Source organism: Endozoicomonas sp. ALB091, assembly GCF_049310265.1.
Classification (GTDB): Bacteria; Pseudomonadota; Gammaproteobacteria; order Pseudomonadales; family Endozoicomonadaceae; genus Endozoicomonas.
Window position 1 is genome coordinate 807,811 of record NZ_JBLYNQ010000003.1, and the last position, 24,002, is coordinate 831,812.

The window sequence follows — 24,002 nt, forward strand, 5'->3', positions numbered from 1 at the left end:
TCCCCGGGAAGGGAACTTATTTCATCAAAAAGAGTCTATCTTTCTAGTAAACCATGCTTGAGAGGGCTCCTGATTGTGTTCAATCTGATGAAAATTATCGAGGGAATGACACCCACCAGCTGGATGATTGCAGCTATCTGCCTGCTGTCATGGATTGCTATCATCCACTACTCCGGCAAGGTGACTGAGAAACGCTGGGGAGACAGGGAATCCGGAGCCCTGGTTGGTTTTTTTCTGCCCGGCTTTGTCTTTATGGCCATGCTTTATCTTATGTAAACCTGAACCGCCCTTCTCTACCGCCTGAGTAGCAGGCGCTCTCTAAGTCTTCAATAACGAATACTAATTGAACCAACCCCTCATTACTCCTGCCATAATCAATACCAGCACACAACTACTCAAAAATTCGTTAGTCTGCGCATATTGGACTTGTATTTTATCCACAATATGTGAATATGCGCATATCCACATGTTTGAGCAATTTTGATGCTACCCCCTGAGTTCTTCAAAATGATGGCGGATGAAATTCGCCTCCGTTGCCTGCTGCTGATAGCCCGGCAAGGTGAGTTGTGTGTCTATGAACTGGTATCTGCCCTGAATGAGCCACAGCCCAAGATATCCCGACATCTGGCACAAATGCGAAATCACGGTTTGTTAAAAACCCGTCGTAAAGATCAATGGATTTTCTATTCCGTAGCAGAAGGTCTGCCCGGCTGGATGAACAAAATCGTTGACGGCCTTCGCCACTCAAACTGTCTGAAAAGTGAGTACCAGCAGGATACCGGTCGGCTGGAATCCATGCCTGACCGCCCTGTTAAGGAGTAAGAAAATGACGATCAAAGTTGGTATCAATGGCTTCGGCCGTATTGGCAGGCTTGCACTGAGAGCCGCATGGCACTGGCCGGACATTGAGTTCGTCAGAATCAATGACATGGCCGGGAACAGCGCAACACTGGCCCACCTGCTGGAATTTGACTCTGTACAAGGCACCTGGCAGGAAACCATTTCATCGGACGACCGGCATATTGTCATCAATGGTCAGAGTATTGAGTGCTTTCAGGAAAAAGAGATCACTGCCGTAAACTGGTCGGATTGTGATGTGGTGATCGATGCCACAGGTGTTCACAAGGCAACAGCCAAACTTAACCAATATCTTGAGCAGGGCGTTAAACGAGTGGTCGTCACCGCCCCCGTCAAGGAAGAAGGCGTTCTGAATGTGGTTATGGGGGTAAATGATGATCTCTATGATGCCAGCCAGCATCGCATTGTCACCGCCGCCTCATGCACCACCAACTGCATAGCGCCTGTTGTTAAGGTCATTCACGAAAATCTTGGCATTACCCGCGGCGCTATCACCACCGTTCATGACCTGACCAACACCCAGACGATTCTGGACGCCCCCCATAAGGACCTGAGAAGAGCCCGCGCCTGTGGCATGTCCCTGATCCCGACAACAACCGGTTCTGCCACTGCCATCACTCAGATTTTTCCTGATCTGAAGGGCCGGTTGAATGGCCATGCTATCCGTGTGCCGCTGGCGAATGCATCGATCACTGATATGGTGTTTGACGTATCCCGGGATACTTCGGTGGAGGAAGTTAATCAGCTGTTGAAATCCGCCGCCGGGGATTCACTGAACGGCATCCTCGGTTATGAAGAGAGGCCCCTGGTTTCCATCGATTACCGTGGCGACCAGCGCTCTTCAATTATTGATGCACTGTCCACTATGGTGGTTGACCAGCGCATGGTAAAAATTTATGCCTGGTATGATAATGAAATGGGCTACGCTTGTCGTACGGCCGAACTTGCGCTCAAGGTTGGCAGAGAGAACGCCTGATGACTGAGACTACCCACGTTGAAAACACCAGGCAGTTCCGGCAACAGCAGATAAGAAATTATGCGCTTATCACCTTCAACTACTGGAACTTCACCCTGACCGATGGTGCCCTGCGCATGCTTGTGGTTCTCCACTTCTATGCACTGGGTTATTCCGGTTTGGAAATTGCCATGCTGTTTCTCTTTTATGAGTTCTTCGGGGTAGTCACTAACCTGCTTGGCGGCTGGCTGGGTGCCCGAATCGGTCTGAACAGAACCATGAATATCGGCCTGTTTATGCAGATCACCGCTTTGCTGATGCTGTCAGTCCCTGCCCAGTTCCTGTCTATACCTCTGGTGATGTTTGCCCAGGCGATTTCAGGCATCGCCAAGGACCTGAACAAGATGAGCGCGAAGACCTCCATAAAAACCCTGGTCAGTAGCCAACAGGCGGGAAAACTCTATCGCTGGATAGCGATTTTGACGGGGTCCAAAAATGCCCTGAAAGGTGCAGGTTTCTTTCTGGGCGGGGCCCTGCTCAGTCTGATTGGTTTTCAGAGTGCCATGCTGACCATGTCGTCTGTATTGACCCTGGTACTGGCAGGCAGCCTGATATGGCTGCAAAAAGACCTGGGTAAAGCCCGCAGCAAGCCCAAATTTACCCAGATATTCTCCAAGAGCAAGGCCATCAATACTCTCTCTGCGGCCCGCCTTTTTCTCTTTGCCTCCCGGGACGTATGGTTTGTCATCGCCCTTCCTGTCTCCCTGAGTGCCGTTTTTGGCTGGAGCCACGTGGAAACGGGGAGTTTCATGGCTATATGGGTGATTGGTTATGGCCTGGTTCAGGGTATAGCACCCAAAATTACCGGGGCTGAGAACCAGCATATCCAGAGTCGTACCGCCCTGGCATTGTGGTCAGCAACGCTATTACTGGTGTCGATCCTGCTGGCACTGGCGATAACATGCCAGTGGTATCCACAGTTGAGTCTGATTATCGGCCTACTGATTTTTGGCGGGGTTTTCGCCATCAACTCATCGCTGCACTCTTACCTGATTGTCTCTTTTGCCCGGGAAGAAGGTGCATCCATGGATGTTGGCTTCTATTACATGGCCAACGCCATGGGGCGCTTAACCGGAACCGTGCTTTCGGGATTGGCTTTTCAATGGGGAGGACTGGCAGCCTGCCTGTGGATCTCTTCACTCTTTATCATGCTCACTGCCATCATTTCACTGACGATGCCGGATCATAATCCGTAACACCAATTCTTGCCCAACAGCAGGGAAACCCAACCATCCAACCACCAGCGTTCTCATCATTCATGAGGCGCTGACTTTTGAAGAATTTGTATTGACCACATTGTATTAGAGAGGAACTTTTATAAGAACGAGTGGTCTCACACTGTAAGCCTTTAATTCTATAATTCAATGACTAATCCCTATTTAACCTCACACTCACTGTATGCGGAATTTCAAAAAGCGTATGAGTCTGTTATGTCAGGCAGTGGATTGGTTTTTAAAGCCTGTCCACAGCAAAGTAGTTTGGTGTTCGGGCTGCGCGTTGGTCAAACTGAACCCAGTAATTATTTCAACAACTTGATTCCATGCAGTGCAAGTCTACATAATCCATTCAGTGATTCCCGCTTTAAAAAAGTGCCAGTCAGGGTTATTTACTCTCAAAGCTCCTCAGCTATTAATATTCATCACAATCCTGGTGAAGTTACTGATCCATTACCCAACAATCAACATCTTGTTGATCCTCGCTTTGTGCGAGCAATGCCAGTTTCTATAATCAACCCTCGAACAAATAGTGAACAGCTTCAACAAAATATACCTCCCGCAAGAAATGAGCTGCATTTTAATGCCTTTGCTTCCAGCTCTGGTGAATCTCTGCCCCTCTCTCATGATAAGCCTGACCGGAAGGCTAACGCGCAGCACGGGAAAGTAAGCGTTGCCAAACAAGCTCAGGCTAAGCCCGGGAAAGAGATCCCCTGTACCGGGGCCAAGAAAAGGAAGACAAACGAACAGACTGAGAAACGGAAGGCTTACTATAAGATCTGGTCACAGTCCGAGAGAGGAAAGGCTATGACGCGAGCCTGGGAAAATTCTGAGAAGGGGAAGACTTGCCGCAGAGCTTACCGGAAGACTTACGCATATTCCGAGAAAGGAAAGGCTTACCAGAAGGCTTACTCTCAGTCCAAGGAGCGGAAGGCTTACCTGAAGGCTTACTCACAGTCCGAAAGAGCAAAAGCTGCCAGACGAGCTTACAGGCACTCCGAAAAAGGGAGAGCTACCCAACGAGCCTGGGAACAATCTCTGAAAAGGAAGGCTTACAAGAAGGCTTATTCACAGTCCGAGAGAGGAAAAGCTTCCAAACGAGCTTACACACAATCCGAAAAAGGGAAAGCTACTTATCGAGCCCGGAAACAGTCCCTGAAAATGAAGGCTTTACAGAGTGCCTCCCATGAAGCTTTCAAGCATACCTGTGATCAGGAACAAGAGAAGATCACTGGTAAGCATGCTACCGTTTTATCTGCACAAACATCTGAAGCGACCGATTACAAATGATTCCTCTGATAGCCCTGATTACGGGCAGCGCCAAATCTTTACTGACCGGTGAGTTGAGCCCCATCGACTCGATAAATCAGCTTGACATGTCACCGTCTGACATTGCCGCTGCAAAACAACAGCTGCCCATTTACCCGATACCCTCACCAGCAGCACTTTATTTCTCAGCGTCTTGTGCTACCCACGACAGCTCCTCAATTAACAGCAAAGAACTTAACGACTATCAAATAGTCGAGCTTGACGAAAATACTACTCCAGGCTGTTTATCCTGTAGCGAAATAGATACTCAAGACACTGGAAGTATTAGCTCAACAGCCACCGATATGTCAGCCGGAGCGACGCCCGGCACCAGCATCAGCATTGAACAGAACTCAGGGCTTCACGACAATTACTCAATGATCAAGAACAGTCCGCCGTCCGATCCCTGGCCACAAGGAATATTGAGTAAGGATGACCATATAAACTATGGTGATTTAAGGGACTGGCTAAATGACTTAAATGGTATCTACGATGAAGAGCCTGTGTTTCGCTCTATTTTTAATCTTCCCTTCCCCTCAGATCAATCTCAACTATTCCCGGATCAAATAAGCACTCACCCAACCTATGGCTGGGTTTTTGATAATTTTCTGACGGACTGGATTAATGACAGGGTAATGCAGGTTATCACACCTGATCCGGGTGAACTTATGGATGACAGCCTTGCCAACGATAATAATCAATCACAACAAACTGAGGCTTCAAAGACATTTGACCAGATATACATTCCCTTTATTGAGAAGTTTGACCACCAGGATGAAGAGCAGGCAAAAGAGTTCTTCCAGAAAATATATGAACTGCTGGCCCCTCTCAGAGGGCTTCTGGTTATTACTATCGCGGGAATTGATAGAGGTAATGGCAATATTACCAAAGGACAGAGACTTTCGAGGTTGTTAAACCAGTCGGGAATTCCTGCTTCCAATATCAGAGTAATCGAATCACACGGGCACAGTTATGTATTGGCCAAAAGAGGCGAGAACAGGGATCATTTTGAATCCAGCCCCGAACCCTATTGGAAAAGCACCTGCTAACCACCGGTGTGAACTTCGGCAAATTTTTAAACAAACGCACCAATCTTGAAAGACAAAAAGTGGAGAACTCGAAGGGGCAATTCTTCCGCTTTTTCTTTTGCAAACTCTAAAAACGACAAAACCCTTACGACAGATATCGTAAGGGTTAAGTTGAGCTATGTTGCTCACCAACACTTCTGAAACACCCGGCGAAGTGACCTTCTGGATTGAAGAGCTACGCAGCCAATTTGATGAAACCCTGGCTGCGATCAAGGATGGTGAACTAAATAAAGCCAACTCTCTCACAGGCATCCGTTTTCAAAAGATACCGAATGATTTCAGCCTGAAAAGCAGCTTCCTGCTTCTTTGAAAAAACCGGCTGTTGCATGGACAGTTTATGAGCCGAGAACTTAACCAGAATTCTATCTACAGCTTCTTGTTGGTGGGCCTTGAAAAGTGGCAGCATCGCACCCGAAGTACAGTAATACCCCTCTTTAAAAGGAATTATCCGACCACACATATTTGGAACTCGTGGAGAGTGTGAAAAGCCTACATCAATGATGTGTATATTTTCTCCAGTCAGCATATCCTCAACCGTGATTCCAAGTCCCGGCGTCACTGACGTTACAGAGAAAACTGAATAAAACGACGCATTTATTGCTTTGAAAAACTCAGGGTACTCCGCAACCACATTAGAATTCATGTTTGTGAAGCGCTCTATGGCATTAAAGAGCCCATTCCTTTGATTGTGATAAGCATAATCCATCAATATCGTTAGCTCATTCTCATTCTGAGCAATAATCTCCTTGCCAGCAGCTAACCCAAGCTTTTTGGCTGACTTAATGACAGCATCACCAGACAAACAGTCACTAATGCCTTCGAATACTTCCCGACCGATATCTCTGTTGTCATGATAATCTGCGAGTATCTTAGCTTGCTCAGATCGAGACAAATCTCTCAGATTCATAGTACATCTCAAATAGAAATAACGAGAATAATAGCTTGTTTGCTGATGAGCACCAGAAGCATATTTTTCCAGATTTAGTTCCAAGCCCCTACCAGACTTACGCCCTGAAACCTCCAGCACGACATTTAGCCTAACAATCTGACTTTAATAAGGAAAAACACCGCTGGAGACCTCGCAAGGCAAAATCCTCCACTTTTTCAGAGAGCAGAGAGAAAACGGCAAAAAAAGGTGGAAAATAGCTTGTTTGTGGGGAGGGCGAATCCTCCAGCGAAGTGCGTTTAACCCTTTGTTTACAGGCCCTATAAACGACAAAACCCTTACGACAGATATCGTAAGGGTTAAGTTGTATGGCGGACCGGACGGGACTCGAACCCGCGACCTCCGGCGTGACAGGCCGGCATTCTAACCGACTGAACTACCGGTCCGCTATCTAGTCTCTAGTTTCAAGATACTAGTTTCTAGCTGGTGGGTGATGACGGGATCGAACCGCCGACCCTCTGCTTGTAAGGCAGATGCTCTCCCAGCTGAGCTAATCACCCTGCGCTTGTGGCCGGTATGATATCGAATCGAGAGAGTGTGTCAATCCCTTTTTGCGGTATTTATCTGAACAATCCTCGAACAACAATTTCAAACAACAAGAGCGTCGGATAACAAGCATCAAACTCAGGGTGAACCTTATGCTGCTTTGTTCAGCCCCCCAGATGGATATAACTCTTTACCCGCCCCTCTTCTTTCAGCTGATCAATACGCACCTGCTGGATGGCAACACCATGCTTTGTTTGCAGCAGCACAAGCCATTTAAGCAGTTTCTGGTAGGCTGCATCTTCAACCCAAACCGAGAGGCCCTTGCGGTCTGGCTGCACTCTTCCCAGGGTAATACCTGCCTGTTGGGCAACATTGGCAGCTATGGAGGAGAGTTCCTGACGGGGTGAAGCTCTTTGTTGATTTTTCTGCAGGTCACGGGCTTTGGGTAAATTATTGTGTAACCAGGTGTTCATTTCCTGCTGATAGAGATAGTTGCTTTTCTGAGCCTTCGACCATTGGCTTACGGGCTCCCAAATCAGCAGATAGATCAGCGCTGCAAACACCAGAGTAACAAGCAGTTGGAGTATTTTACGATCTCCGGAAGGCCGCATTTCATACCAGGATTTACAGTGCTGCCAGTACGGGTTAGCCATTAGCAGGCGATTCAGTTTTTGCATGGTCCCCCCCAATCATCTCCTGATCGTAACTCTGGCAATCACACCGGACTTACCCTGGTTAGCGTTATCCAGCTTACCTTGTAAGCCGGAAGTGTTGAGCTTTTCCAGAAGCTGGTTCACCGTGTCTAACTCACCGGTTTCAAATTCATAGACCAGTTGACCGGTAGCCTCGTTGAAATCCAGATGCCTGGGCTCAAGTTTTACTTTGTCGCCCATGGTGCCAGAAACATGGGAAAGAGCCTGAAGCATGGATAGAAAAGGGGTTTCGGAGATTTGAGCATCCAGAGTACGAAAGCGGTGCTCCATTATTTGCTTCACATTAAAAGACATCTGTTGTCGTGCCTGTGCCTGCTGGGCTTGTCGGTCACTGGGGAATACCGAGAGGTAGTTTTTTATGGAATCCCTCCAGAGGGATTCCGACTTATTCTGATAAATCACACCTTCTGTAACTGACAGTCCAAGCTCAAGAATCAGCCAGCAGCCAGCCGCAGCCAACAGTGGCCACCAGCGCCGGATAAATCGCCCGGTTCTTCTCGGGCACTGATAGGCCCCCTGTCGGAAATCAAGCAGCTGATTGTTGCGCCTTGCAGTAAAATAGAGCCCGGCAAAATACTCAAAGACCGAGCCCTTAAGCGGTAACTTATCGACGAGCCAGCCACGCTCAGCAAGCAAACCGGATGTTTCATCCATTCTGGTTGCGGTAACCGCCAGCGTATTGTCAGAGAACATCAATCTGACTTTTGAGGGCAGCTCATTCACTGTTTCAGCAACCGTATTATCCAGAGAGCTGGCCAGAGTATCAGGGAGTTGATGATCTCCCTGATCGGGATGATCCGGGAATACGATGGGGAGCGCTTCGTAATTCAGGGTGACGCCTTCACGACCGGGTGAGGCCATCATCACCGCATCATTGTCCATTATCAGGCAGGTATATCCCGGCTCAGCCTTCAGAAACTGCATTTCAGCCAGGATGCTGGTCAGGGGTAACTGATGTTCCTCAAAGAGGGCCAGCATGGCCTGTAGGGTTGAGTGGGGAATACCGGCGACAGAAACCTGCAAGTCCCTGTCAGGAAAACCATGAACAATATGCATGGTTTCAATATCCTGGGCCAGATGCTCCTCCACCAGATAAGGGAGTGCGGTTGCCAGGTGCTTTTTCTGGCCCGCATTAATCATCAGGTGTTTATACAAACAAAGCGATCCCCCCAGGAGCAGAATGACCTCATCCGGCAGGCGGTCAACGTCCTCTCGATCTTCAGGCTCGTCAGCACACCATGCTGCTCTGAGCTGATCAATCGCTGTCAGATGGAGTTCTCCGGTCAAAGAGCCTGCCGATGTAAACTTCCCCCACTGGACAACGGTACTGGCATCAACAGAGCTGACTGGAGCAGGCATTCGAACCAATAGTATTTTTTTCATTTATTAGCCCCTGAGTTCCCTGTTAAATCGGCCTTATTAGCAGGAGCCCAATATTGACCCGGCCCGATTTCTCTGCCGATAACCTGCACATGCCCCTCACTGCTTCGGTAAAAAATCGTTTTTAAGTAAAAGGTGGTCTCTCTAAAGGTTGCCTTAATCCGGGCACTGAAATACTGACTGTCGAATACTACCCGCTCATTTTGATTTCTCTCATTAAAAATCCCGGCCTTTCCAGATAGAGCGACAAGCTGATTCAATTCTTCAATATTGGATAACCCGGCATCACCCCGGCGGCTAATGATCATTAAGGCATCCCCTTCGGAGATATTCTTGTTTAACGAACGGATAACCTCTGGCAGAGCTGTGTTCATATTCATTTTTGATGATCTGGGTATAACCGTAATATATGGCAACAGTTTTTCAACTTCCTCGTTATTAAAACCATCAATTAATATCAATTCCGAGACCGATGTCATTTCAGTTTGTCCGGTTCGTCTTGGGGGAACAAGGGATAGATAGACCTGATCTTCCGTTCCCCTTGAGACACTTTTCTGCTCTTTGTTCATCCAGCGAGCTATGTTGTCGGCCAGTTGCGGATCCATGGATTGCGCTGTCAGCAGATTCTCAAACATTTGCACAGCCGGTGAACCACCTCTTTCCGCCCGCGGTTCACCTGAGGGCTTACTCTCATCAGCAAGCCAGTTCAAATTAAACCGGCTCTGTTCATCCTGAACCTGTAATTCGATAACGCCCTGTTCTACGTCATAGTTGATGGTTTCAACATTCCACAGCTCATTTTCATGATCCACCATTCGGTTATTTTTTTTATCCTGTTGAAAATCTTGTTCCAGCAGCCATGCGACGTACTGTTCAGCGCCCAGTGCATAGTGTTTTGCCTGGGTTCTTTCCAGATATCGGGCGTTCTTCTCAGTGTGCAGCCAGAGATTCATAACAATCTCAGAAGCGACCGTTGTGATCAGCAAAAAAATCAGCAGCACATAAATAAGAGCAATCCCTGATTGGTGGCATGATGGGAATTTACCAGGCGAAGCCCTGACTGGCTGGCGGTTTTCAGCAGGCTCAATAACCATCGACACTATCTCCGGATCGGCCTGTGGGCTGTGGCCGTATGTTACCCGGCGCGTTATTCCTGTTCTCCTGGGATGGGTCTCCCTCTTTATTGCCCTGATCAGGTTTGTACGTGATCAGCGGAACCACGGTGACCATGGACCCCATCGTCTCATGAACAATGGTCAGCTCCACGGCCGTCGGTACTTGATCTGCGCGTCCCACATTGGCAACTGACTGCAGGTTCTGTTTTGGAGGCCAGCTGCTTATCCATTCCTTGTGATCATTGCGGAATCGTACTTTCATGCTGTTCACACCAGACAGCACAACCTGACGAATACGAGTAGATTCCGGAGCCCTGTCCAAAGCAGGCCAGTAATAACGGATTAACTGATGACCCTCCACAGCATAAGCCACACGTTGCAGTGTACTTCGTGCTGCCTTCAGGGAGTTTTGCCATCCTGAACGGGTAAACTCCATTAACGTCCTGCCCGGACCCGGGGCTTTCAGTGCAGGCTGCTGCAAGCCTTGTTCATCCCTGACCGGTCTTCGGGTTATTTGGAACACGTCTTTTTCCAGAATGATTTCAGCCCGTTGTAATTTATCCATGTCATCCAGCACCAACTGCGTTGCTTCCTGTGCACGGGTGACTGACATAAACAGCTTATAGGCTGCCGTACTGATCATGCTGAACAGTACGATAGCAACCATTAACTCGAGAAGGGTAAAGCCACCCGGTACCTGAACAATGTTCAAGTGTCTACCCATAGCCAGGCAAAAACGTTTGTTGAGCATTATTGCCGGGGCCTCCTCAGCCAGGTAGATAACCTTGCCAGGGGAACAGCACCTTTTTCTGGTTCAGACTCACCGATAAATACTTCGACCTGCACCTGTCTGAAATCGGGTGACCCGGTGGATGCGGATGTTTCCCGGACATACCACTGAAAACCGGCATAGCTTTCAATTTGAGGCCTCACTGCCGAACCACTCCAGCGCCCCTCGGCATAAAGTGTATTGAGATAGTGGTCGGCAATCTGCGAAGCCAGTATTTTTTCCTTCTGGTATCGGGTCTGGCGAATGCTGTTGCCATCAGAAAGAATCAGCATAGAAGCGGCCAGGGCAAATACGGCCAGAGCCACCATAACTTCCAGCAAGGTAAAACCCTGACCACGATTCAGGTTTCTGCTGGGTAGAAAAAGCCGGTTTAGCCTGAAACCCCAATAACTCATAGCAACGCTCGTTACTCCCTGACCCATTCAATATCGGACAATCCGTCTGTGCGCAGATAGAGTGACTGTTTGCTGTTGCCAACCGGAACAATGCCGAGCCTGAAGGGGGTTACCTGGTAGTCTGAATAGAAAACAACGGATGGATACTGTTCATCCACATCAAAAGGCATGAAATTCTCACTGGACTCAAGGCTCAGGCTTAATGTGTCTGGCAGCAACCTGGGCTGAAAAGGGGATTGCGCCAACTCAGCCCATTCCTGAGTATCTGCCGGTAATACCCACCAGCGGTAATACCCGTCGTTATCAATTGAGAAGCCGTAGTGATTATTTTCCAGCAGCGCTTTGTCACGAACCTGGGTAAATAATGCCTGCAATCGTGTCGCTTCTTTCTGCACCACCTTGTGAATGCTGCCGGTTATCGGGCTTAGCAGGGTAATACCCAGAAGAACCCCAATGATGACCACCACCACCAGCATTTCGATCAGGGTAAATCCTTGCTGTTGAGGTGATGCCATTTCCTTGTCCTGTTTGCCAAAAAAACCTTGGAGCCTGTCGGACTTAAGCGTCCGTAGCGAGGATTGCGAGAAATTGAGGGTAAAAATTTCTGCTTCTGAGGAGAATAGCGGGGCTATTTGACGAAGAAGCAGGAATTTTTAGACCAATTTATCGCAACCGCAGTAGGGCAGTCTTAAGTCCGACAGGCTCCTAGTTATCCCAGTTCACAATATCAGCATCGAGACCTTCGCCGCCCTCACGGCCATTCGCTCCGAAAGAATAAAGGTCATACTTGCCGTGATTACCGGGCTGTAAATACATGTAGGGATTCCCCCACGGATCCAATGGCACTTTTTTCAGGTACCCTTCGGGATTCCAGTTTCTAGGCTCTGGAGGAGAAGATGGTTTCTGAGTCAGTGCCTCAAGCCCCTGGTCCAGGGTGGGATAAAAACCATTATCAAGCCTGAAAAGCTCCAGCGCCTGAGAAATCGCTTCAATATCCGCACGGGCAACGGTGACCTTTGCCTGATCAGGCCGGGAAAGAATTTTGGGAACCACCATAGCTGCCAGAATTCCCAAAATGACCACCACCACCATAATTTCAATCAGTGTAAAGCCCCGTTCAGCGTGCACTGAATTAGCCGCATCAGGCCCTCTTCTTCTAAGCCGGTTTTTTATCATGTTGGTTGACCTCGATTTTCTGTGAATAGGCCGTTCAGCATTTTTCATCCAGGACGATTTAGCTCTGTTTCACTCCTGGCCTCAATTCAACAGCTGATTCATATTGAGTATCGGCAACAGGATAGCCAGAACAATCATCATGACCACTCCCCCCATCAGGACCAGCATCAAAGGCTCAAACAGTCCAAGGATGACGGTTATGCGCCCTTCCAGCTCCATCTGCTGATTCTGTGCAGTTCTCTCCAGCATTTGATCCAGCTCTCCGGTTGCCTCGCCACTGGCGATCATGTGGAGCATCAGGGGTGGAAAGTAGCCGGTTTCTGCCAGTGCCCTGTGAAGACTGGTTCCTTCACTGACTCGCCGGGCAACATCCTGAACGGCATGTTTGATGGCATCGTTATTAACCACCTGGGCAGCAATCATCAGGGCCTCTACCAGCGAAACCCCACTGCGGGTTAACATGCTCAATGTACTGGCAAAGCGGGCGGCATTGGCCGTTCGGACAAATCGCCCAACCAACGGCAACGTTAACTGAACCCGGTGCCAGGAAAGTCGTACGGAGGCCTTTTTCAGTGAATGCCGGACAACCACAATAGCCGCAACAATCACACCAAAAATCACCGGCCACCATGTCTGAAACCCCTCACTGGCATTAATCAATAGCTCTGTGATTAATGGCAGCTCCTGACCGGAATCCAGAAAGACCTTAATAACATCCGGCACGACAAATCCCAGCAGGAAACTGACAATCCCAATGGACGCCAACATCAGTATGACCGGATAGACCAGTGCCTGCTGTATTTTCTGGCCAGAACGCATTCTGGCCTCAGTGTAGTCGGCCAGACGATTGAGAACACGGTCGAGATAACCGGCATGCTCCCCTGCCGCAACCGTTGCCCGATACATCTGGGGGAAGACTTCCGGGAAGGCTTCCAGGCTTTTGGCCAGGGTATAGCCTTCAAGCACCCGTGAACGAACAGCCAGCAACATATTTTTTATTCGTCTTTTTTCCTGCTGGGCTGCCACACCATTGAGCGCCTCCTCAATAGGCATTGCCGCCTGGATCAGCGTAGCCAGCTGCCGGGTTACTGTAGCCAACTCAACGGCTGAAATGCCCCGGCGCAGAAAGAAGCTTCGGCCTTCCTCTCCCTGCTGTTTGCGATCGGCAAGCGTATTAACTGACAGCGGTGTCCACTGTTTATCCCGCAGCATCTGGCGAACCTGACGCCCACTGTCCGCTTCCAGGGTACCTTTATGCTGTTTACCCTGATGGTCCAGGGCTATATATTCAAACGCGGCCATAATCCTGAGCCTTTTTCTTCAGCAGCCATAATCAGTCTTTCTGGGTAACCCGAAGTACCTCTTCAAGTGTTGTAACCCCTTCCAGCACTTTTCTGCTGCCATCTTCACGGATGCCGGGACTGGACTCACGAACACAGTCCGTAATCTCCTGCTCCCCTTTGAGCCCATGGATCATTCGCCGGACCTGCTCATTAATAACAAAAACTTCATAAATGCCGGTACGCCCGCGATAGCCACTGAAATTACAGGCTTTACACCCTTGCGCGTGATACAGCGTTACCCCATCAGAAGCATCAATGCCTAACTGCTGGCATTCGGCATCATCAGGGCTGTATGGCAATTTACAGTCACTGCAGAGCACCCTGACCAGACGTTGGGCAATCACCCCAAGTAGACTGGACGACATCAGAAAAGGTTCAATGCCCATATCCTGAAGACGGGTCAGGGCACCGACCGCCGTATTGGTATGAAGCGTGGAAAGTACCAGGTGCCCGGTCAAACTGGCCTGTACCGCTATTTCAGCGGTTTCCCGGTCACGGATCTCTCCGACCATCACCACATCGGGGTCCTGTCGCAGAATAGCTCTCAATCCCCGGGCAAAGGTCATATCGACTTTGGTGTTTACCTGGGTCTGGCCAATCCCTTCCAGGTGATACTCAATGGGGTCTTCAACGGTGAGAATATTTCGGGTCTGGTCATTCAGAAGGGTAAGGCTGGCATATAGAGACGTTGTCTTGCCGGATCCTGTTGGCCCTGTCACCAGAATAATGCCATAAGGTTTTTGCAGCAGTCCTTCGATCAGTGCACGGTTCCGCTCGGTCATACCGAGGTGCCTGAGTTCAAGACGGCCTGCTGCTTTGTCCAGAAGCCGGAGTACGACCCGCTCGCCATTACTGGAAGGCAGCGTGGACACCCGGACATCCACTTCCTTACCGGCCACCCTCAGCGAAATCCGGCCATCCTGGGGTACCCGTTTCTCGGCAATATCCAGCCGGGCCATCACCTTGATGCGGGAAACCAGCAAAGAGGCAATGGTCCTTTTAAGTGACAGTACTTCCCTTAATACACCATCCACCCGCAGCCGAACCACGAGTGCCGACTCAAAGGTTTCAATATGCACATCGGAAGCACCTTCCTTGATCGCCTCAGTGAGCAGCGCATTAATTAAACGGATAACCGGGGCATCGTCACTTTGCTCAAGCAGGTCTTCCGTGATCGGAACGGCATCCGCCAGACTGGTCAGGTCCGGGTGATCACTGATGCCGGCGGCATCCTGCAATGCTTCTGAACTGTCATTGTGATAGCAGTGAGCCAGCACCTCTGACAGTTTTTCGGCATCGACCTGCTCATAGGCAGGAAAAACACCGGAAAAGCGACTGATTTCAGCAATCAGCTCAGCCGGTGGTGTGTTATGAAAATAGAGTGTGGCTATCCCACTATCATTCTCAATGAGCACAACGCCATGCCTTTTGGCAAAACTAAAAGGCAGTCTTGGTAAAACGCTGGCTTCGCTTTCAGCATCATCTTCGGTGTCATAGTCAGTGGTCAGAGGTGTAGCCAATATCATGAACTCCTTAAATCAAAAAGGAAGCACCCGGGAGGCGGTTAGGCCTTTCCTTTTTGAAAAAACTTATTTCTTTAAAAAACAAAACTCTTATGCTTTTATTTAGAGTAAAGAATAGCCTATTCGTTAACTTCAGAAGATATGACCATGAAACCAGTGGTTTTCACCACATTTCTGCAATGGGGGCATAAAAATAATCGGAATCTTATCATTCTGATTATTTTCATCGTTATGATCCTTAGCCTCAGTTTTCAAGCATTTCACTTTTATCAAATCGTCAGCAGCGAACCCTTGAAAAATAGTGTTAATAATAAAACTATCGTTTTGAAAAACTCCTCAACCATCAAACATGAAGACTTTGAGCTGATTTTTGGTTTTAGTGACAATCTGGAAATAACTCAAAACAATAAAGAGATCCCCATAACAAAAATGAACCTGATTCTCAGAGGGGCACTCTCAGGCATTGAAAACAAAAAGTACGCAAGTGCAATTATTCAGATAGCCAACCAGGACAAGTTATATGAAATTGGTGACGCTCTTCCCGGAGGTGCCATTCTGAATCAGGTTTATTCCGATCACATTGTCATTCAACGGGGTAACCAGCTTGAAAAACTATACTTTCCGGAAACAGCCAGGGATTCCAGAGCCTTTCAGGAATTCAGGCCTGTGGCGGAAGACATCCCCGAATCAATGGAGCAGCGTCCGGGCAACCATGATTACCCGGATGATATGTCTCTTGAACAGCGAATGCAGGACCTCAGGGAGAAGCTGCAGGACGCCAGTCAGGAACTGTAATGACAACAATGACAAACTGCTAAGTTAATGGTCACATCATGAACACCAGAGCGCTACTCTTGTTACCACGTTTACCACACTCTCATAACAGAAAGTTAATAAGAGCCATTCCTCTGGTGCTGATGATGGCTGTCACCCCACTGTTTGCCAGCAAGGTAAATACCGGTTTACAGCCTGCTGCCAATAGCGCCGTACCGGTGCCCAATGATAAGCTCTGGACACTGAATCAGCAGAATGCCGATATCCGTGAATTTATCACCCAGGTGGCCAAAATAACCGGAGAGACATTTGTTATCGATCCACGGATTAAGGGAGGCAATACCGTTACCGTCATTTCCAGTAAGCCATTGACCCGGGATGAAGTCTACGATGTTTTCCTGGAAGTCCTGTCCGCTAATGGTTATACCGTCATACCAAAAGCCGATGGCCATATTATTAATGTTGTTCCCACAACCACGGCAAAAACCAGCAGTCCCGGAGACACTCCGAAGCCCATTGATGGCGTGATGACCACCAGGGTTGTCGATCTGCACAGTGTATCCGCTGTCGAAGTCATCCCGATTATTCGCCCCCTGATTGCCCAGTATGGCCATGCTGCTGCATCTGCTTCCAGTAATGCGGTCATCATTAGTGACCTTGCCGATAATGTAGAGCGCATCACCAAACTGATACGGGAGCTGGATGATGCCGGCAATAACGACTATGAAGTCATCCAGCTGAAACACGCCTGGGTGGGAGATGTCTCAAAAATAATCTCGGATACCCTGGTCACCGGCAAGGGACAGCTCCCCAGCGGGCTCCAGGTGATCGCCGATGAGCGAAGCAATCGTCTGGTGGTTAAGGGCAACGCCAGCAAACGGGCACGGGTCAGAAAACTGGCTGACACCCTTGATAAGGAAGGTATTCGAAAATCGACCACCAAAGTCATGTTCCTGAGTTTTGCCGATGCCAAAAACATTGCGGAAATTCTGTCGGAAGCCTCAGGCATTATTCAGGACAGCCAGGGAAAGAGAACCGCTGCAACGCCATCGTCATCGGTTGCATCAAGCTCAGTCTCCCCCGGCTCATCAAACCAGTCCTCATCCCAGGCCACCACCAAGTCTGGTGCCAAAAGCAAGTCCGCAGCCACGACGGCGTTTGTCAAAGCGGATGAAACCCAGAATGCCCTGGTGATGATTGCCGACCCGGAAACCCTTCAGGAGATGGAGAAAATTGTCCGCCAGCTTGATGTGCCCAGGGCCCAGGTGTTATTGGAGGCCGTTATTGTTGAAGTGTCTGGTGGGATTAACGATGCGCTGGGTGTTCAATGGGGCATTGATGGGACTAACACGATTCGTGGTACATCAACCAGCTCCGATTCAGGTAACAGTATTAAAAGCAGCATAACCGGGCATATTCTGGATAACACCGGTATTGCCCTCGGATCCTTGGCGCTGCGTGCTGATAACTTTGGTGTTCTGGTCAGCGCCTTAAGCTCAAAGTCCAATAACAATATCCTCTCTACCCCCAGTATGCTGACCCTGGATAATGAAGAGGCAGAGCTGATTATCGGCAAAAACATTCCCATCAAAACCGGCTCATATCAGACGTCATCCAGTGGCAATAGTAATAACCCTTTTACCACCACTGAACGCAAGGATGTGGGGCTAAAACTCAAGATCACCCCCCATATCAACGAAGGCAACAGCCTGAGACTGATGCTGGAGCAAGAGGTTTCTTCACTGGATGTGGGCACCACCAAACAGTTGCTTGGCTCCGATAGCAATGACCTGCTGTTCAACACCCGCTCCCTGAAGACCTCGGTACTGGTGGATGATGGACAAACCGTCGTTATTGGTGGACTGATTGAAGACATCAAATCCAAAAGCAGGAAAAAAGTACCACTGCTTGGGAGCATCCCAATTTTGGGCAACCTCTTCCGTTATAACCAGAGCGGCGATGAAAAAAAGAACCTGATGTTGTTTATCCGCCCCACCATTATGCGTAACTCGGAAACACTGGTAAAAGCGACCCGGGATCGATTCACCAAACTGAAGCTTATCGGTAATAGCAACGGCAGACAGGCTATTAACCTTCCGAACCAACCCGAAGAGTTATTTGATGCAAAAACCTATGATCTGAGAAACAAGGACTGACGGTAATGGCCTGTATTGTGCCGAGACTCAAGCGGGGTTTTAAGATACCCGATAAACGGCATAGGGTTTATTGTATTTCAGAGCCCCTTTACGCCCTCTCACTTAAAATACAATTGAAAGCATAAATCCCAGGCCAAAGACGATAAAAAAACGTCCTGTCAGAGGAGGCAAACGAACCATCTCAGCATCACCAGAATGGTTGGCAAGCAATCTGAGCGGCGCAATGGCAAAAGGCAGCGCTATCAGCAGATAAAGCGGGTTATCCAACTCGCCCGAATAATACAACAGAAAACTGAGAGGAAACCCTGCCAGTAACAGCACGGCATAAAGGCATTTCGCTGGAACCAGTCCCATACGAACGGTTAACGTGCGAATATTGTGACTGATATCATCCAGGTAATCCCGGATCTCATTGGACAGCAACAACGCAGAAGCCAGCAAACTCACCGGAATCGACATCCAGACCACTTCATTATTCCAGTACCCTCCAACGGCATAAAAGGCACCACTGACCATCAGTACACCAGTAAACAGAAATACTGCCGGCACCCCCCAGCCGCGATGTTTATAGACAATGGGTTCACCGGTATAAAAATAACCGCCGACGACACCAAAGACACCAAGCAACAATAACGGCCAGCCAACATCGATTACCAACAATAGTCCCATCATGCAGGCAATCAGGGCACAAAACCCCGCCAGGATAAAGTTTCGATGAATCTGCTTAACCACCTGCCTTGCCAACTCTCCAGAACGTTTTTTCCACAACACCAGATCAGCATGGTCATTGGCAAGATTGCTGGCAGCCTGAAGCAATACGCCAGCCAACATAACCAGCAGTGCTCTGCGCCAGTCGCCAACACCCTGCTGATAAGCCATTACCACGCCAAGGCCGCAGGTTACCAGGGCAACAGAATATGAGAAAGGACGTAGAGCTCTGGCAAGTCGATATTTGTCCGGATTCAGATCAAGGGCATCCACTGGCAGGCTCCTGAGAAAAAAGCGCGAGGATAAGGAAATTTCACGACGATGGCTATAAGAACACCAGAAAAAGGCAGCAATGAAATTGAAAGTAACTTCAGACAATGGCTAATAAGTAGTTGGCCAAATGGAATCATATATTTCTGGCTAAGTGGGCAGTTGCTATGCAAGGCGCAACGTAGGGAGCATAGCCGTAGCTATGTGACCGGAGTTGCAACGCCGCAGAGTGACTGACAACTTAGTCAGAAATATATGATTTCATTTGGTTAACTACTTAATCAACCCTGCCACCGCCTGACAAAATCAGGCTGCCGCACATGCCTGAGGCGTTAACCCGAAGTAACGTTTAAATTCCCTGCTGAATTGCGTTGGGCTCTCATAGCCAACCTCTGCAGCTGCCTGCTTTACTCTGACCCCGTGATCCTGTAACAACTCTCTGGCCCGACTCAGGCGCAGTTTCTTCAGGTACTGAATAGGCGACGATGATGTCATATACCGGAAATTACGATGGAAGGTTGATGGACTCATATTAGCCATAGAGGCCAGGTGCCCAACATCAAGGGACTGATCATAATGCTCGTGCATATACTTCATTGCCCGCTCCAGACGGGCGATATGCGTATTGTGTCTGGCCAGGGCAAATAATGGCGCAGCCTGCTCCCCGTTAAGAACATGAAAAAGCAACTCTTGCACCAGCCCTTTGCCTAAGGCTTCACTCTCCAGCGGCGAGTGAAGGCACTGAGCCAGCCTTAACACCGTTGCTGAGAAAACATCCGTCACCGGGCTGACATATAAACTGCTTCGTGCCTCTAACAGATCTTCCATGGTGTCTGTCGCCTGTTGATGGTGGTCGAACAATCGCACCAGCGGATGCAACAGGCTGATATCGATATCGACCAGCATGGATAATAATGGCTTATCTTCAGCAACAATGGTTTCGCATTCCGCAGGAATAGGCAAAGTCAGTACCAGATAGTTATCCGGATTATATTCATAAGCCTGCTGCTCCAGGTAAATCCGTTTTGCACTCTGGGCTACAATGATAATACCTTGGCTATAGCACAGTGGCTCACGTTCTCTGGATTCGCTGGCTTTAAAAACGCCAACGCCGGGAATATGGGTTTTGTTATAGCCCTCTTCTTTGGCCAAAGGAGAGAGGGTCTGGGCTAATGGCGTCATGTCTTATCTTCTGATCGGTAATTTAGGCACAGCATAGCTTCACCCAATACATAAAAAAACCACTACTGATCGTTTTAGGCATGACTTTGCAAGTTATGGTTATTCTATTCCTGCACAGAAAGGATAATCTACGCTGGCTAGGAAATTTAATGAGGAAGAATCGCAATGATGAATTTTAATTATCAGAATCCAACCCACATTGTGTTTGGCCAGGACCGTCTGCAGGAACTGGATCAACTGGTACCGGCTAATGCCAAAGTACTGGTCCTTTACGGCGGTGGCAGTGTGAAGAAATTCGGTACCCTGGAAAAGGTGCTGGCCGGATTAGGTAACCGTGAAGTTTTTGAGTTCAGCGGTATCGAGCCAAACCCAACCTTTAACACCCTGATGAAAGCAGTTGAGATCGTCCGTGCTGAAAACATTGACTTCCTGCTGGCGGTTGGTGGCGGCTCTGTCATGGATGGCACCAAGTTTGTTGCTGCGGCAGCACCTTATGAAGGTGACGAAGTGGATCTGCTCAAGGCAGGTTTTGCCGGTGCGCCGATCACCACTGCCATTCCACTGGGTACGGTTGCCACCTTACCGGCCACAGGTTCTGAGATGAACATGGGTGCCGTTATTTCTCACGACATTGGCAAACTGCCGGTTATGAGTCCACTACTCTACCCTCAGTTTTCCATTCTGGACCCATCACTGACCTTCACCCTGCCACCGGTGCAAATCGCTAATGGTGTAGTGGATGCCTTCGTTCATGTACTTGAACAGTATGCTACCTACCCTGTTGACGCCCGGATTCAGGATCGTATGGCGGAAGGTATTCTGAAAACGCTGATTGAAGTGGGCCCGGTAACGCTGGCTGAGCCAGACAACTACGATGCCCGAGCCAACCTGATGTGGAGTGCCACTTCGGCCCTGAATGGCTATATTGGTGTCGGCGTTCCCCAGGACTGGGGCACCCACATGATTGGCCACGAGCTGACTGACCTGTTTGGCCTGGACCACGCCCAGAGTCTGGCGGTGGTTCTGCCATCCCTGTGGAAGCTGCGCAAAGATAAGAAGCGAGCAAAACTGGTGCAGTATGCAGAACGCGTTTGGGATATCAGAGAAGGTAGTGACGATGAAAAGGTTGATCTCGCTATTGTGAAAACCCGTGATTTCTTTGAATCACTGGGTGTAAAAACACGACTGTCGCAGTATGGTGTTGAGCATAACCAGCTTGAGAACGTGATCAAGGCTCTGGAAGCCCATGGCATGACGGCTCTGTCAGAGACCGGTGACCAGGATCTCAATACTTCCCGTGAAATCCTTGAAGATGCTTACGCAGCCTGACCTCTGATTAAGTATTTTACATCACAAAAAGGCCGGATATAAATCCGGCCTTTTTCGTGCTACCTGAACCGGTTGTTTTACCAACCGGTCACTTCTTTCAGAGCTTCACCGATATCCGCCAGACTGCGAACCGTCTTGACACCTGCAGATTCAAGTGCCGCAAACTTCTCATCGGCAGTCCCCTTACCACCGGCAATAATCGCACCGGCATGGCCCATCCGCTTGCCCGGAGGCGCTGTGACACCGGCAATGTAAGAGACGACAGGTTTGGTGACATGCTCCTTGATATAAGCAGCCGCTTCTTCTTCAGCAGAACCACCGATTTCACCAATCATCACGATAGCTTCAGTCTTGTCATCATTCTGGAACAGTTCCAGAATATCGATAAAGTTGGAACCGGGAATAGGGTCACCACCAATACCAACACAGGTAGACTGACCAAAGCCATAATCGGTGGTCTGTTTGACCGCTTCATAGGTCAGCGTGCCGGAACGGGAAACAATACCCACCTTGCCCGGCAGATGGATATGGCCCGGCATAATACCGATCTTGCACTCACCTGGCGTGATAACACCCGGGCAGTTGGGACCGATAAGACGAACACCCAATTCATCACACTTGACCTTGCATTCCAGCATATCCAGCGTAGGAATACCTTCAGTGATGCAGACAATCAACTTGATGCCAGCATAAGCAGCTTCAAGAATGGAGTCCTTACAGAAAGGCGCAGGAACATAGATAACCGACGCTTCTGCACCGGTCTGATCAACCGCTTCAGCCACCGTATTGAAGACGGGCAGGTCCAGATGAGTCTGACCACCTTTGCCCGGTGTTACGCCACCCACCATGCGAGTGCCGTAAGCAATGGCCTGTTCGGAGTGAAAAGTCCCCTGGGCACCGGTGAACCCCTGGCAGATAACTTTGGTGTCTTTATTAATTAAAATGCTCATTACTGGTTCCCCGCTGCCTTAACTACCTGTTGGGCAGCCTCGGTCAAACTGTTGGCCGCGATGATATCAAGTCCACTGTTGGCAAGGGTCTGCGCACCCAGGTCGGCATTGTTGCCCTCCAGGCGAACCACGACAGGAACTTCAACGCCGACTTCTTTAACCGCACCGATAATACCTTCAGCAATCAGATCACAGCGGACAATACCACCAAAGATATTGACCAGAACGGCTTTCACACTGTCATCAGAGAGAATGATCTTGAAGGCTTCGGTGACACGCTCTTTGGTTGCACCACCACCAACATCCAGGAAGTTGGCAGGCGCACCGCCATGCAGCTTAACGATATCCATGGTCCCCATAGCAAGGCCTGCACCATTCACCATGCAGCCAATGTTGCCATCCAGTGCGACGTAGTTAAGCTCCCACTCAGCGGCATGGGCTTCACGGGCATCTTCCTGGGAAGGATCATGCATGGCTTTTAACTGTGGCTGACGGTACAGGGCGTTGCTATCAATGTTGATTTTCGCATCCAGGCAGTGCAGGTCACCTTCTTTGGTGATTACCAGCGGGTTGATCTCCAGCAGGGCAAGGTCGCATTCCTGGAAGAGTTTCGCCAGACCAAGGAAAATCTGGGTAAACTGCTTGATCTGCTTTCCTTCCAGACCCAGTTTGAAAGCCAGCTCACGGGCCTGATAAGGTTGGGCACCGGTCAGGGGATCAATGGTCGCCTTAAGGATTTTTTCCGGTGTTTCTTCCGCCACCTTCTCAATTTCAACCCCACCTTCAGTGGAGGCCATAAACACGATCCGACGGGTTGCGCGATCAACAACAGCGCCAAGATAAAGCTCTTGATCAATATCAGTGCAGCTTTCAACCAGTATCTTGCTGACCGGCTGGCCATTTTCATCGGTCTGATAAGTGACCAGGTTTTTACCTAACCACTGCTCGGCGAACGCGCGGATTTCGTCTTTGCTGGAGACCAGCTTCACACCACCCGCCTTACCACGACCACCGGCGTGCACCTGGGCCTTAACCACCCACTGATTACCACCGATTTCATCGGCAGCAGCAGCAGCCTGCTCTGGCGTATCCGCAGCGACGCCCTGAGAGACGGGCAGTCCATATTTGGCAAAGAGTTGTTTGCCCTGATATTCATGAAGATTCATTCTGACGCGGCCCTCTTTCTTATTTGAGCGTTGTTTTTAAGTTTCTCGTCAAACCATATCCCTGGATATTGTCTATGAAGAAAGGAGCAAGTCGACCATGACCGCTCCCCTTAAGAT

Annotated in this window: 23 protein-coding genes and 2 tRNA genes; 9 read left to right on the top strand and 16 right to left on the bottom strand. The window is 49.2% G+C overall.

Going from position 1 to position 24,002, the window contains the following annotated elements; all coding sequences use genetic code 11:
• Positions 1-75 precede the first annotated feature (75 nt).
• From ACO6UX_RS06445 to ACO6UX_RS06470, 6 genes are all read left to right on the top strand, one after another.
• Entirely contained in the window at positions 76-276 is a 201-nt protein-coding gene (locus tag ACO6UX_RS06445) for a hypothetical protein (protein WP_269676331.1), read from the top strand.
• 207 nt (positions 277-483) lie between these two features.
• Positions 484-822, top strand: coding sequence for a metalloregulator ArsR/SmtB family transcription factor (locus tag ACO6UX_RS06450; RefSeq protein WP_422445932.1), 339 nt, complete (start codon positions 484-486; stop codon positions 820-822).
• Between the two features lie 4 nt (positions 823-826).
• Positions 827-1,834 carry an ArsJ-associated glyceraldehyde-3-phosphate dehydrogenase gene (locus tag ACO6UX_RS06455; protein ID WP_422445934.1) on the top strand — a complete coding sequence of 336 codons (1,008 nt, stop codon included), beginning with the start codon at positions 827-829 and terminating at the stop codon, positions 1,832-1,834.
• The gene (gene arsJ / locus ACO6UX_RS06460) at positions 1,834-3,069 is read left to right on the top strand and encodes an organoarsenical effux MFS transporter ArsJ (RefSeq protein WP_422445936.1); all 1,236 of its coding nucleotides are present in this window, start codon (positions 1,834-1,836) and stop codon (positions 3,067-3,069) included. The genes ACO6UX_RS06455 and arsJ overlap by 1 nt, the downstream gene beginning before the upstream one ends.
• Positions 3,070-3,894: 825 nt before the next feature.
• Positions 3,895-4,377: a hypothetical protein gene (locus ACO6UX_RS06465; protein WP_422445938.1), complete on the top strand. Its 483-nt coding sequence runs from the start codon at positions 3,895-3,897 to the stop codon at positions 4,375-4,377.
• Positions 4,374-5,444, top strand: a complete 1,071-nt coding sequence (locus ACO6UX_RS06470) for a hypothetical protein (RefSeq protein ID WP_422445940.1) — start codon at positions 4,374-4,376, stop codon at positions 5,442-5,444. Before ACO6UX_RS06465 ends, ACO6UX_RS06470 begins: the two co-directional genes overlap by 4 nt.
• A gap of 262 nt (positions 5,445-5,706) precedes the next feature.
• Here the strand turns inward: ACO6UX_RS06470 and ACO6UX_RS06475 are convergent, their stop codons facing one another.
• The 12 genes from ACO6UX_RS06475 to gspE all read right to left on the bottom strand — a co-directional run bounded on the left by ACO6UX_RS06475 (position 5,707) and on the right by gspE (position 15,353).
• Complete coding sequence (locus ACO6UX_RS06475; protein WP_422445942.1) at positions 5,707-6,474, bottom strand: hypothetical protein; 768 nt, start codon at positions 6,472-6,474, stop codon at positions 5,707-5,709.
• 264 nt (positions 6,475-6,738) lie between these two features.
• Positions 6,739-6,815, bottom strand: a tRNA-Asp gene (locus tag ACO6UX_RS06480).
• A gap of 38 nt (positions 6,816-6,853) precedes the next feature.
• Positions 6,854-6,929: transfer RNA gene (locus ACO6UX_RS06485), tRNA-Val, on the bottom strand.
• A 150-nt stretch (positions 6,930-7,079) separates the two neighbouring features.
• Complete coding sequence (gspM, locus tag ACO6UX_RS06490) at positions 7,080-7,592, bottom strand: type II secretion system protein GspM (RefSeq protein ID WP_422445944.1); 513 nt, start codon at positions 7,590-7,592, stop codon at positions 7,080-7,082.
• 12 nt (positions 7,593-7,604) lie between these two features.
• Positions 7,605-9,011 (bottom strand): type II secretion system protein GspL, encoded by a 1,407-nt coding sequence (gene gspL / locus ACO6UX_RS06495; protein ID WP_422445946.1) that lies wholly within the window; start codon positions 9,009-9,011, stop codon positions 7,605-7,607.
• Positions 9,008-10,102: a type II secretion system minor pseudopilin GspK gene (gene gspK / locus ACO6UX_RS06500; protein ID WP_422445947.1), complete on the bottom strand. Its 1,095-nt coding sequence runs from the start codon at positions 10,100-10,102 to the stop codon at positions 9,008-9,010. Before gspK ends, gspL begins: the two co-directional genes overlap by 4 nt.
• Positions 10,092-10,874, bottom strand: a complete 783-nt coding sequence (gene gspJ, locus ACO6UX_RS06505) for a type II secretion system minor pseudopilin GspJ (RefSeq protein WP_422445949.1) — start codon at positions 10,872-10,874, stop codon at positions 10,092-10,094. The genes gspK and gspJ overlap by 11 nt, the downstream gene beginning before the upstream one ends.
• Positions 10,874-11,308: a type II secretion system minor pseudopilin GspI gene (gspI, locus tag ACO6UX_RS06510; RefSeq protein WP_422445951.1), complete on the bottom strand. Its 435-nt coding sequence runs from the start codon at positions 11,306-11,308 to the stop codon at positions 10,874-10,876. The genes gspJ and gspI overlap by 1 nt, the downstream gene beginning before the upstream one ends.
• A gap of 11 nt (positions 11,309-11,319) precedes the next feature.
• The gene (gene gspH, locus ACO6UX_RS06515; RefSeq protein ID WP_422445953.1) at positions 11,320-11,823 is read right to left on the bottom strand and encodes a type II secretion system minor pseudopilin GspH; all 504 of its coding nucleotides are present in this window, start codon (positions 11,821-11,823) and stop codon (positions 11,320-11,322) included.
• A 190-nt stretch (positions 11,824-12,013) separates the two neighbouring features.
• Complete coding sequence (gspG, locus tag ACO6UX_RS06520) at positions 12,014-12,484, bottom strand: type II secretion system major pseudopilin GspG (RefSeq protein WP_422445955.1); 471 nt, start codon at positions 12,482-12,484, stop codon at positions 12,014-12,016.
• Positions 12,485-12,565: 81 nt separating this feature from the next.
• Positions 12,566-13,786: a type II secretion system inner membrane protein GspF gene (gene gspF, locus ACO6UX_RS06525; protein ID WP_422445957.1), complete on the bottom strand. Its 1,221-nt coding sequence runs from the start codon at positions 13,784-13,786 to the stop codon at positions 12,566-12,568.
• A gap of 31 nt (positions 13,787-13,817) precedes the next feature.
• Entirely contained in the window at positions 13,818-15,353 is a 1,536-nt protein-coding gene (gene gspE, locus ACO6UX_RS06530) for a type II secretion system ATPase GspE (protein ID WP_422445959.1), read from the bottom strand.
• Positions 15,354-15,581: 228 nt separating this feature from the next.
• On the opposite strand from gspE, the gene ACO6UX_RS06535 reads away from it, so the two are divergent.
• Both ACO6UX_RS06535 and gspD read left to right on the top strand, forming a co-directional pair.
• Positions 15,582-16,145 carry a type II secretion system protein N gene (locus ACO6UX_RS06535; RefSeq protein WP_422446159.1) on the top strand — a complete coding sequence of 188 codons (564 nt, stop codon included), beginning with the start codon at positions 15,582-15,584 and terminating at the stop codon, positions 16,143-16,145.
• 38 nt (positions 16,146-16,183) lie between these two features.
• Positions 16,184-18,280 carry a type II secretion system secretin GspD gene (gene gspD / locus ACO6UX_RS06540; protein ID WP_422445961.1) on the top strand — a complete coding sequence of 699 codons (2,097 nt, stop codon included), beginning with the start codon at positions 16,184-16,186 and terminating at the stop codon, positions 18,278-18,280.
• A 102-nt stretch (positions 18,281-18,382) separates the two neighbouring features.
• Here gspD and ACO6UX_RS06545 read toward each other — a convergent pair whose 3' ends face one another.
• Together ACO6UX_RS06545 and ACO6UX_RS06550 are read right to left on the bottom strand one after the other, a co-directional pair.
• Positions 18,383-19,261, bottom strand: a complete 879-nt coding sequence (locus ACO6UX_RS06545; protein ID WP_422445963.1) for a prenyltransferase — start codon at positions 19,259-19,261, stop codon at positions 18,383-18,385.
• A 303-nt stretch (positions 19,262-19,564) separates the two neighbouring features.
• Positions 19,565-20,440, bottom strand: coding sequence for an AraC family transcriptional regulator N-terminal domain-containing protein (locus tag ACO6UX_RS06550; protein ID WP_422445965.1), 876 nt, complete (start codon positions 20,438-20,440; stop codon positions 19,565-19,567).
• A 165-nt stretch (positions 20,441-20,605) separates the two neighbouring features.
• Here ACO6UX_RS06550 and ACO6UX_RS06555 point away from each other — a divergent pair, with 165 nt between their 5' ends.
• Positions 20,606-21,769, top strand: a complete 1,164-nt coding sequence (locus ACO6UX_RS06555; protein ID WP_422445967.1) for an iron-containing alcohol dehydrogenase — start codon at positions 20,606-20,608, stop codon at positions 21,767-21,769.
• Positions 21,770-21,846: 77 nt separating this feature from the next.
• Here ACO6UX_RS06555 and sucD read toward each other — a convergent pair whose 3' ends face one another.
• Positions 21,847-22,719, bottom strand: a complete 873-nt coding sequence (gene sucD / locus ACO6UX_RS06560; protein ID WP_422445969.1) for a succinate--CoA ligase subunit alpha — start codon at positions 22,717-22,719, stop codon at positions 21,847-21,849.
• The gene (gene sucC, locus ACO6UX_RS06565) at positions 22,719-23,885 is read right to left on the bottom strand and encodes an ADP-forming succinate--CoA ligase subunit beta (RefSeq protein ID WP_163370820.1); all 1,167 of its coding nucleotides are present in this window, start codon (positions 23,883-23,885) and stop codon (positions 22,719-22,721) included. The genes sucD and sucC overlap by 1 nt, the downstream gene beginning before the upstream one ends.
• Positions 23,886-24,002: the final 117 nt, after the last annotated feature.

Bases quoted from the DNA above. Each gene is read 5' to 3' on its own strand.
- ACO6UX_RS06555 (WP_422445967.1), top strand. From the start codon at position 20,606: ATGATGAATTTTAATTATCAGAATCCAACCCACATTGTGTTTGGCCAG.
- gspD (WP_422445961.1), top strand. From the start codon at position 16,184: ATGAACACCAGAGCGCTACTCTTGTTACCACGTTTACCACACTCTCAT.
- gspE (WP_422445959.1), bottom strand. From the start codon at position 15,353: ATGATATTGGCTACACCTCTGACCACTGACTATGACACCGAAGATGAT.
- arsJ (WP_422445936.1), top strand. From the start codon at position 1,834: ATGACTGAGACTACCCACGTTGAAAACACCAGGCAGTTCCGGCAACAG.
- ACO6UX_RS06465 (WP_422445938.1), top strand. From the start codon at position 3,895: ATGACGCGAGCCTGGGAAAATTCTGAGAAGGGGAAGACTTGCCGCAGA.
- sucD (WP_422445969.1), bottom strand. From the start codon at position 22,719: ATGAGCATTTTAATTAATAAAGACACCAAAGTTATCTGCCAGGGGTTC.
- ACO6UX_RS06535 (WP_422446159.1), top strand. From the start codon at position 15,582: ATGATCCTTAGCCTCAGTTTTCAAGCATTTCACTTTTATCAAATCGTC.
- sucC (WP_163370820.1), bottom strand. From the start codon at position 23,885: ATGAATCTTCATGAATATCAGGGCAAACAACTCTTTGCCAAATATGGA.
- gspH (WP_422445953.1), bottom strand. From the start codon at position 11,823: ATGGCATCACCTCAACAGCAAGGATTTACCCTGATCGAAATGCTGGTG.
- gspK (WP_422445947.1), bottom strand. From the start codon at position 10,102: ATGGTTATTGAGCCTGCTGAAAACCGCCAGCCAGTCAGGGCTTCGCCT.
- gspL (WP_422445946.1), bottom strand. From the start codon at position 9,011: ATGAAAAAAATACTATTGGTTCGAATGCCTGCTCCAGTCAGCTCTGTT.
- gspF (WP_422445957.1), bottom strand. From the start codon at position 13,786: ATGGCCGCGTTTGAATATATAGCCCTGGACCATCAGGGTAAACAGCAT.
- gspI (WP_422445951.1), bottom strand. From the start codon at position 11,308: ATGAGTTATTGGGGTTTCAGGCTAAACCGGCTTTTTCTACCCAGCAGA.
- gspJ (WP_422445949.1), bottom strand. From the start codon at position 10,874: ATGCTCAACAAACGTTTTTGCCTGGCTATGGGTAGACACTTGAACATT.
- gspM (WP_422445944.1), bottom strand. From the start codon at position 7,592: ATGCAAAAACTGAATCGCCTGCTAATGGCTAACCCGTACTGGCAGCAC.
- ACO6UX_RS06450 (WP_422445932.1), top strand. From the start codon at position 484: ATGCTACCCCCTGAGTTCTTCAAAATGATGGCGGATGAAATTCGCCTC.
- ACO6UX_RS06550 (WP_422445965.1), bottom strand. From the start codon at position 20,440: ATGACGCCATTAGCCCAGACCCTCTCTCCTTTGGCCAAAGAAGAGGGC.
- ACO6UX_RS06455 (WP_422445934.1), top strand. From the start codon at position 827: ATGACGATCAAAGTTGGTATCAATGGCTTCGGCCGTATTGGCAGGCTT.
- ACO6UX_RS06470 (WP_422445940.1), top strand. From the start codon at position 4,374: ATGATTCCTCTGATAGCCCTGATTACGGGCAGCGCCAAATCTTTACTG.
- gspG (WP_422445955.1), bottom strand. From the start codon at position 12,484: ATGATAAAAAACCGGCTTAGAAGAAGAGGGCCTGATGCGGCTAATTCA.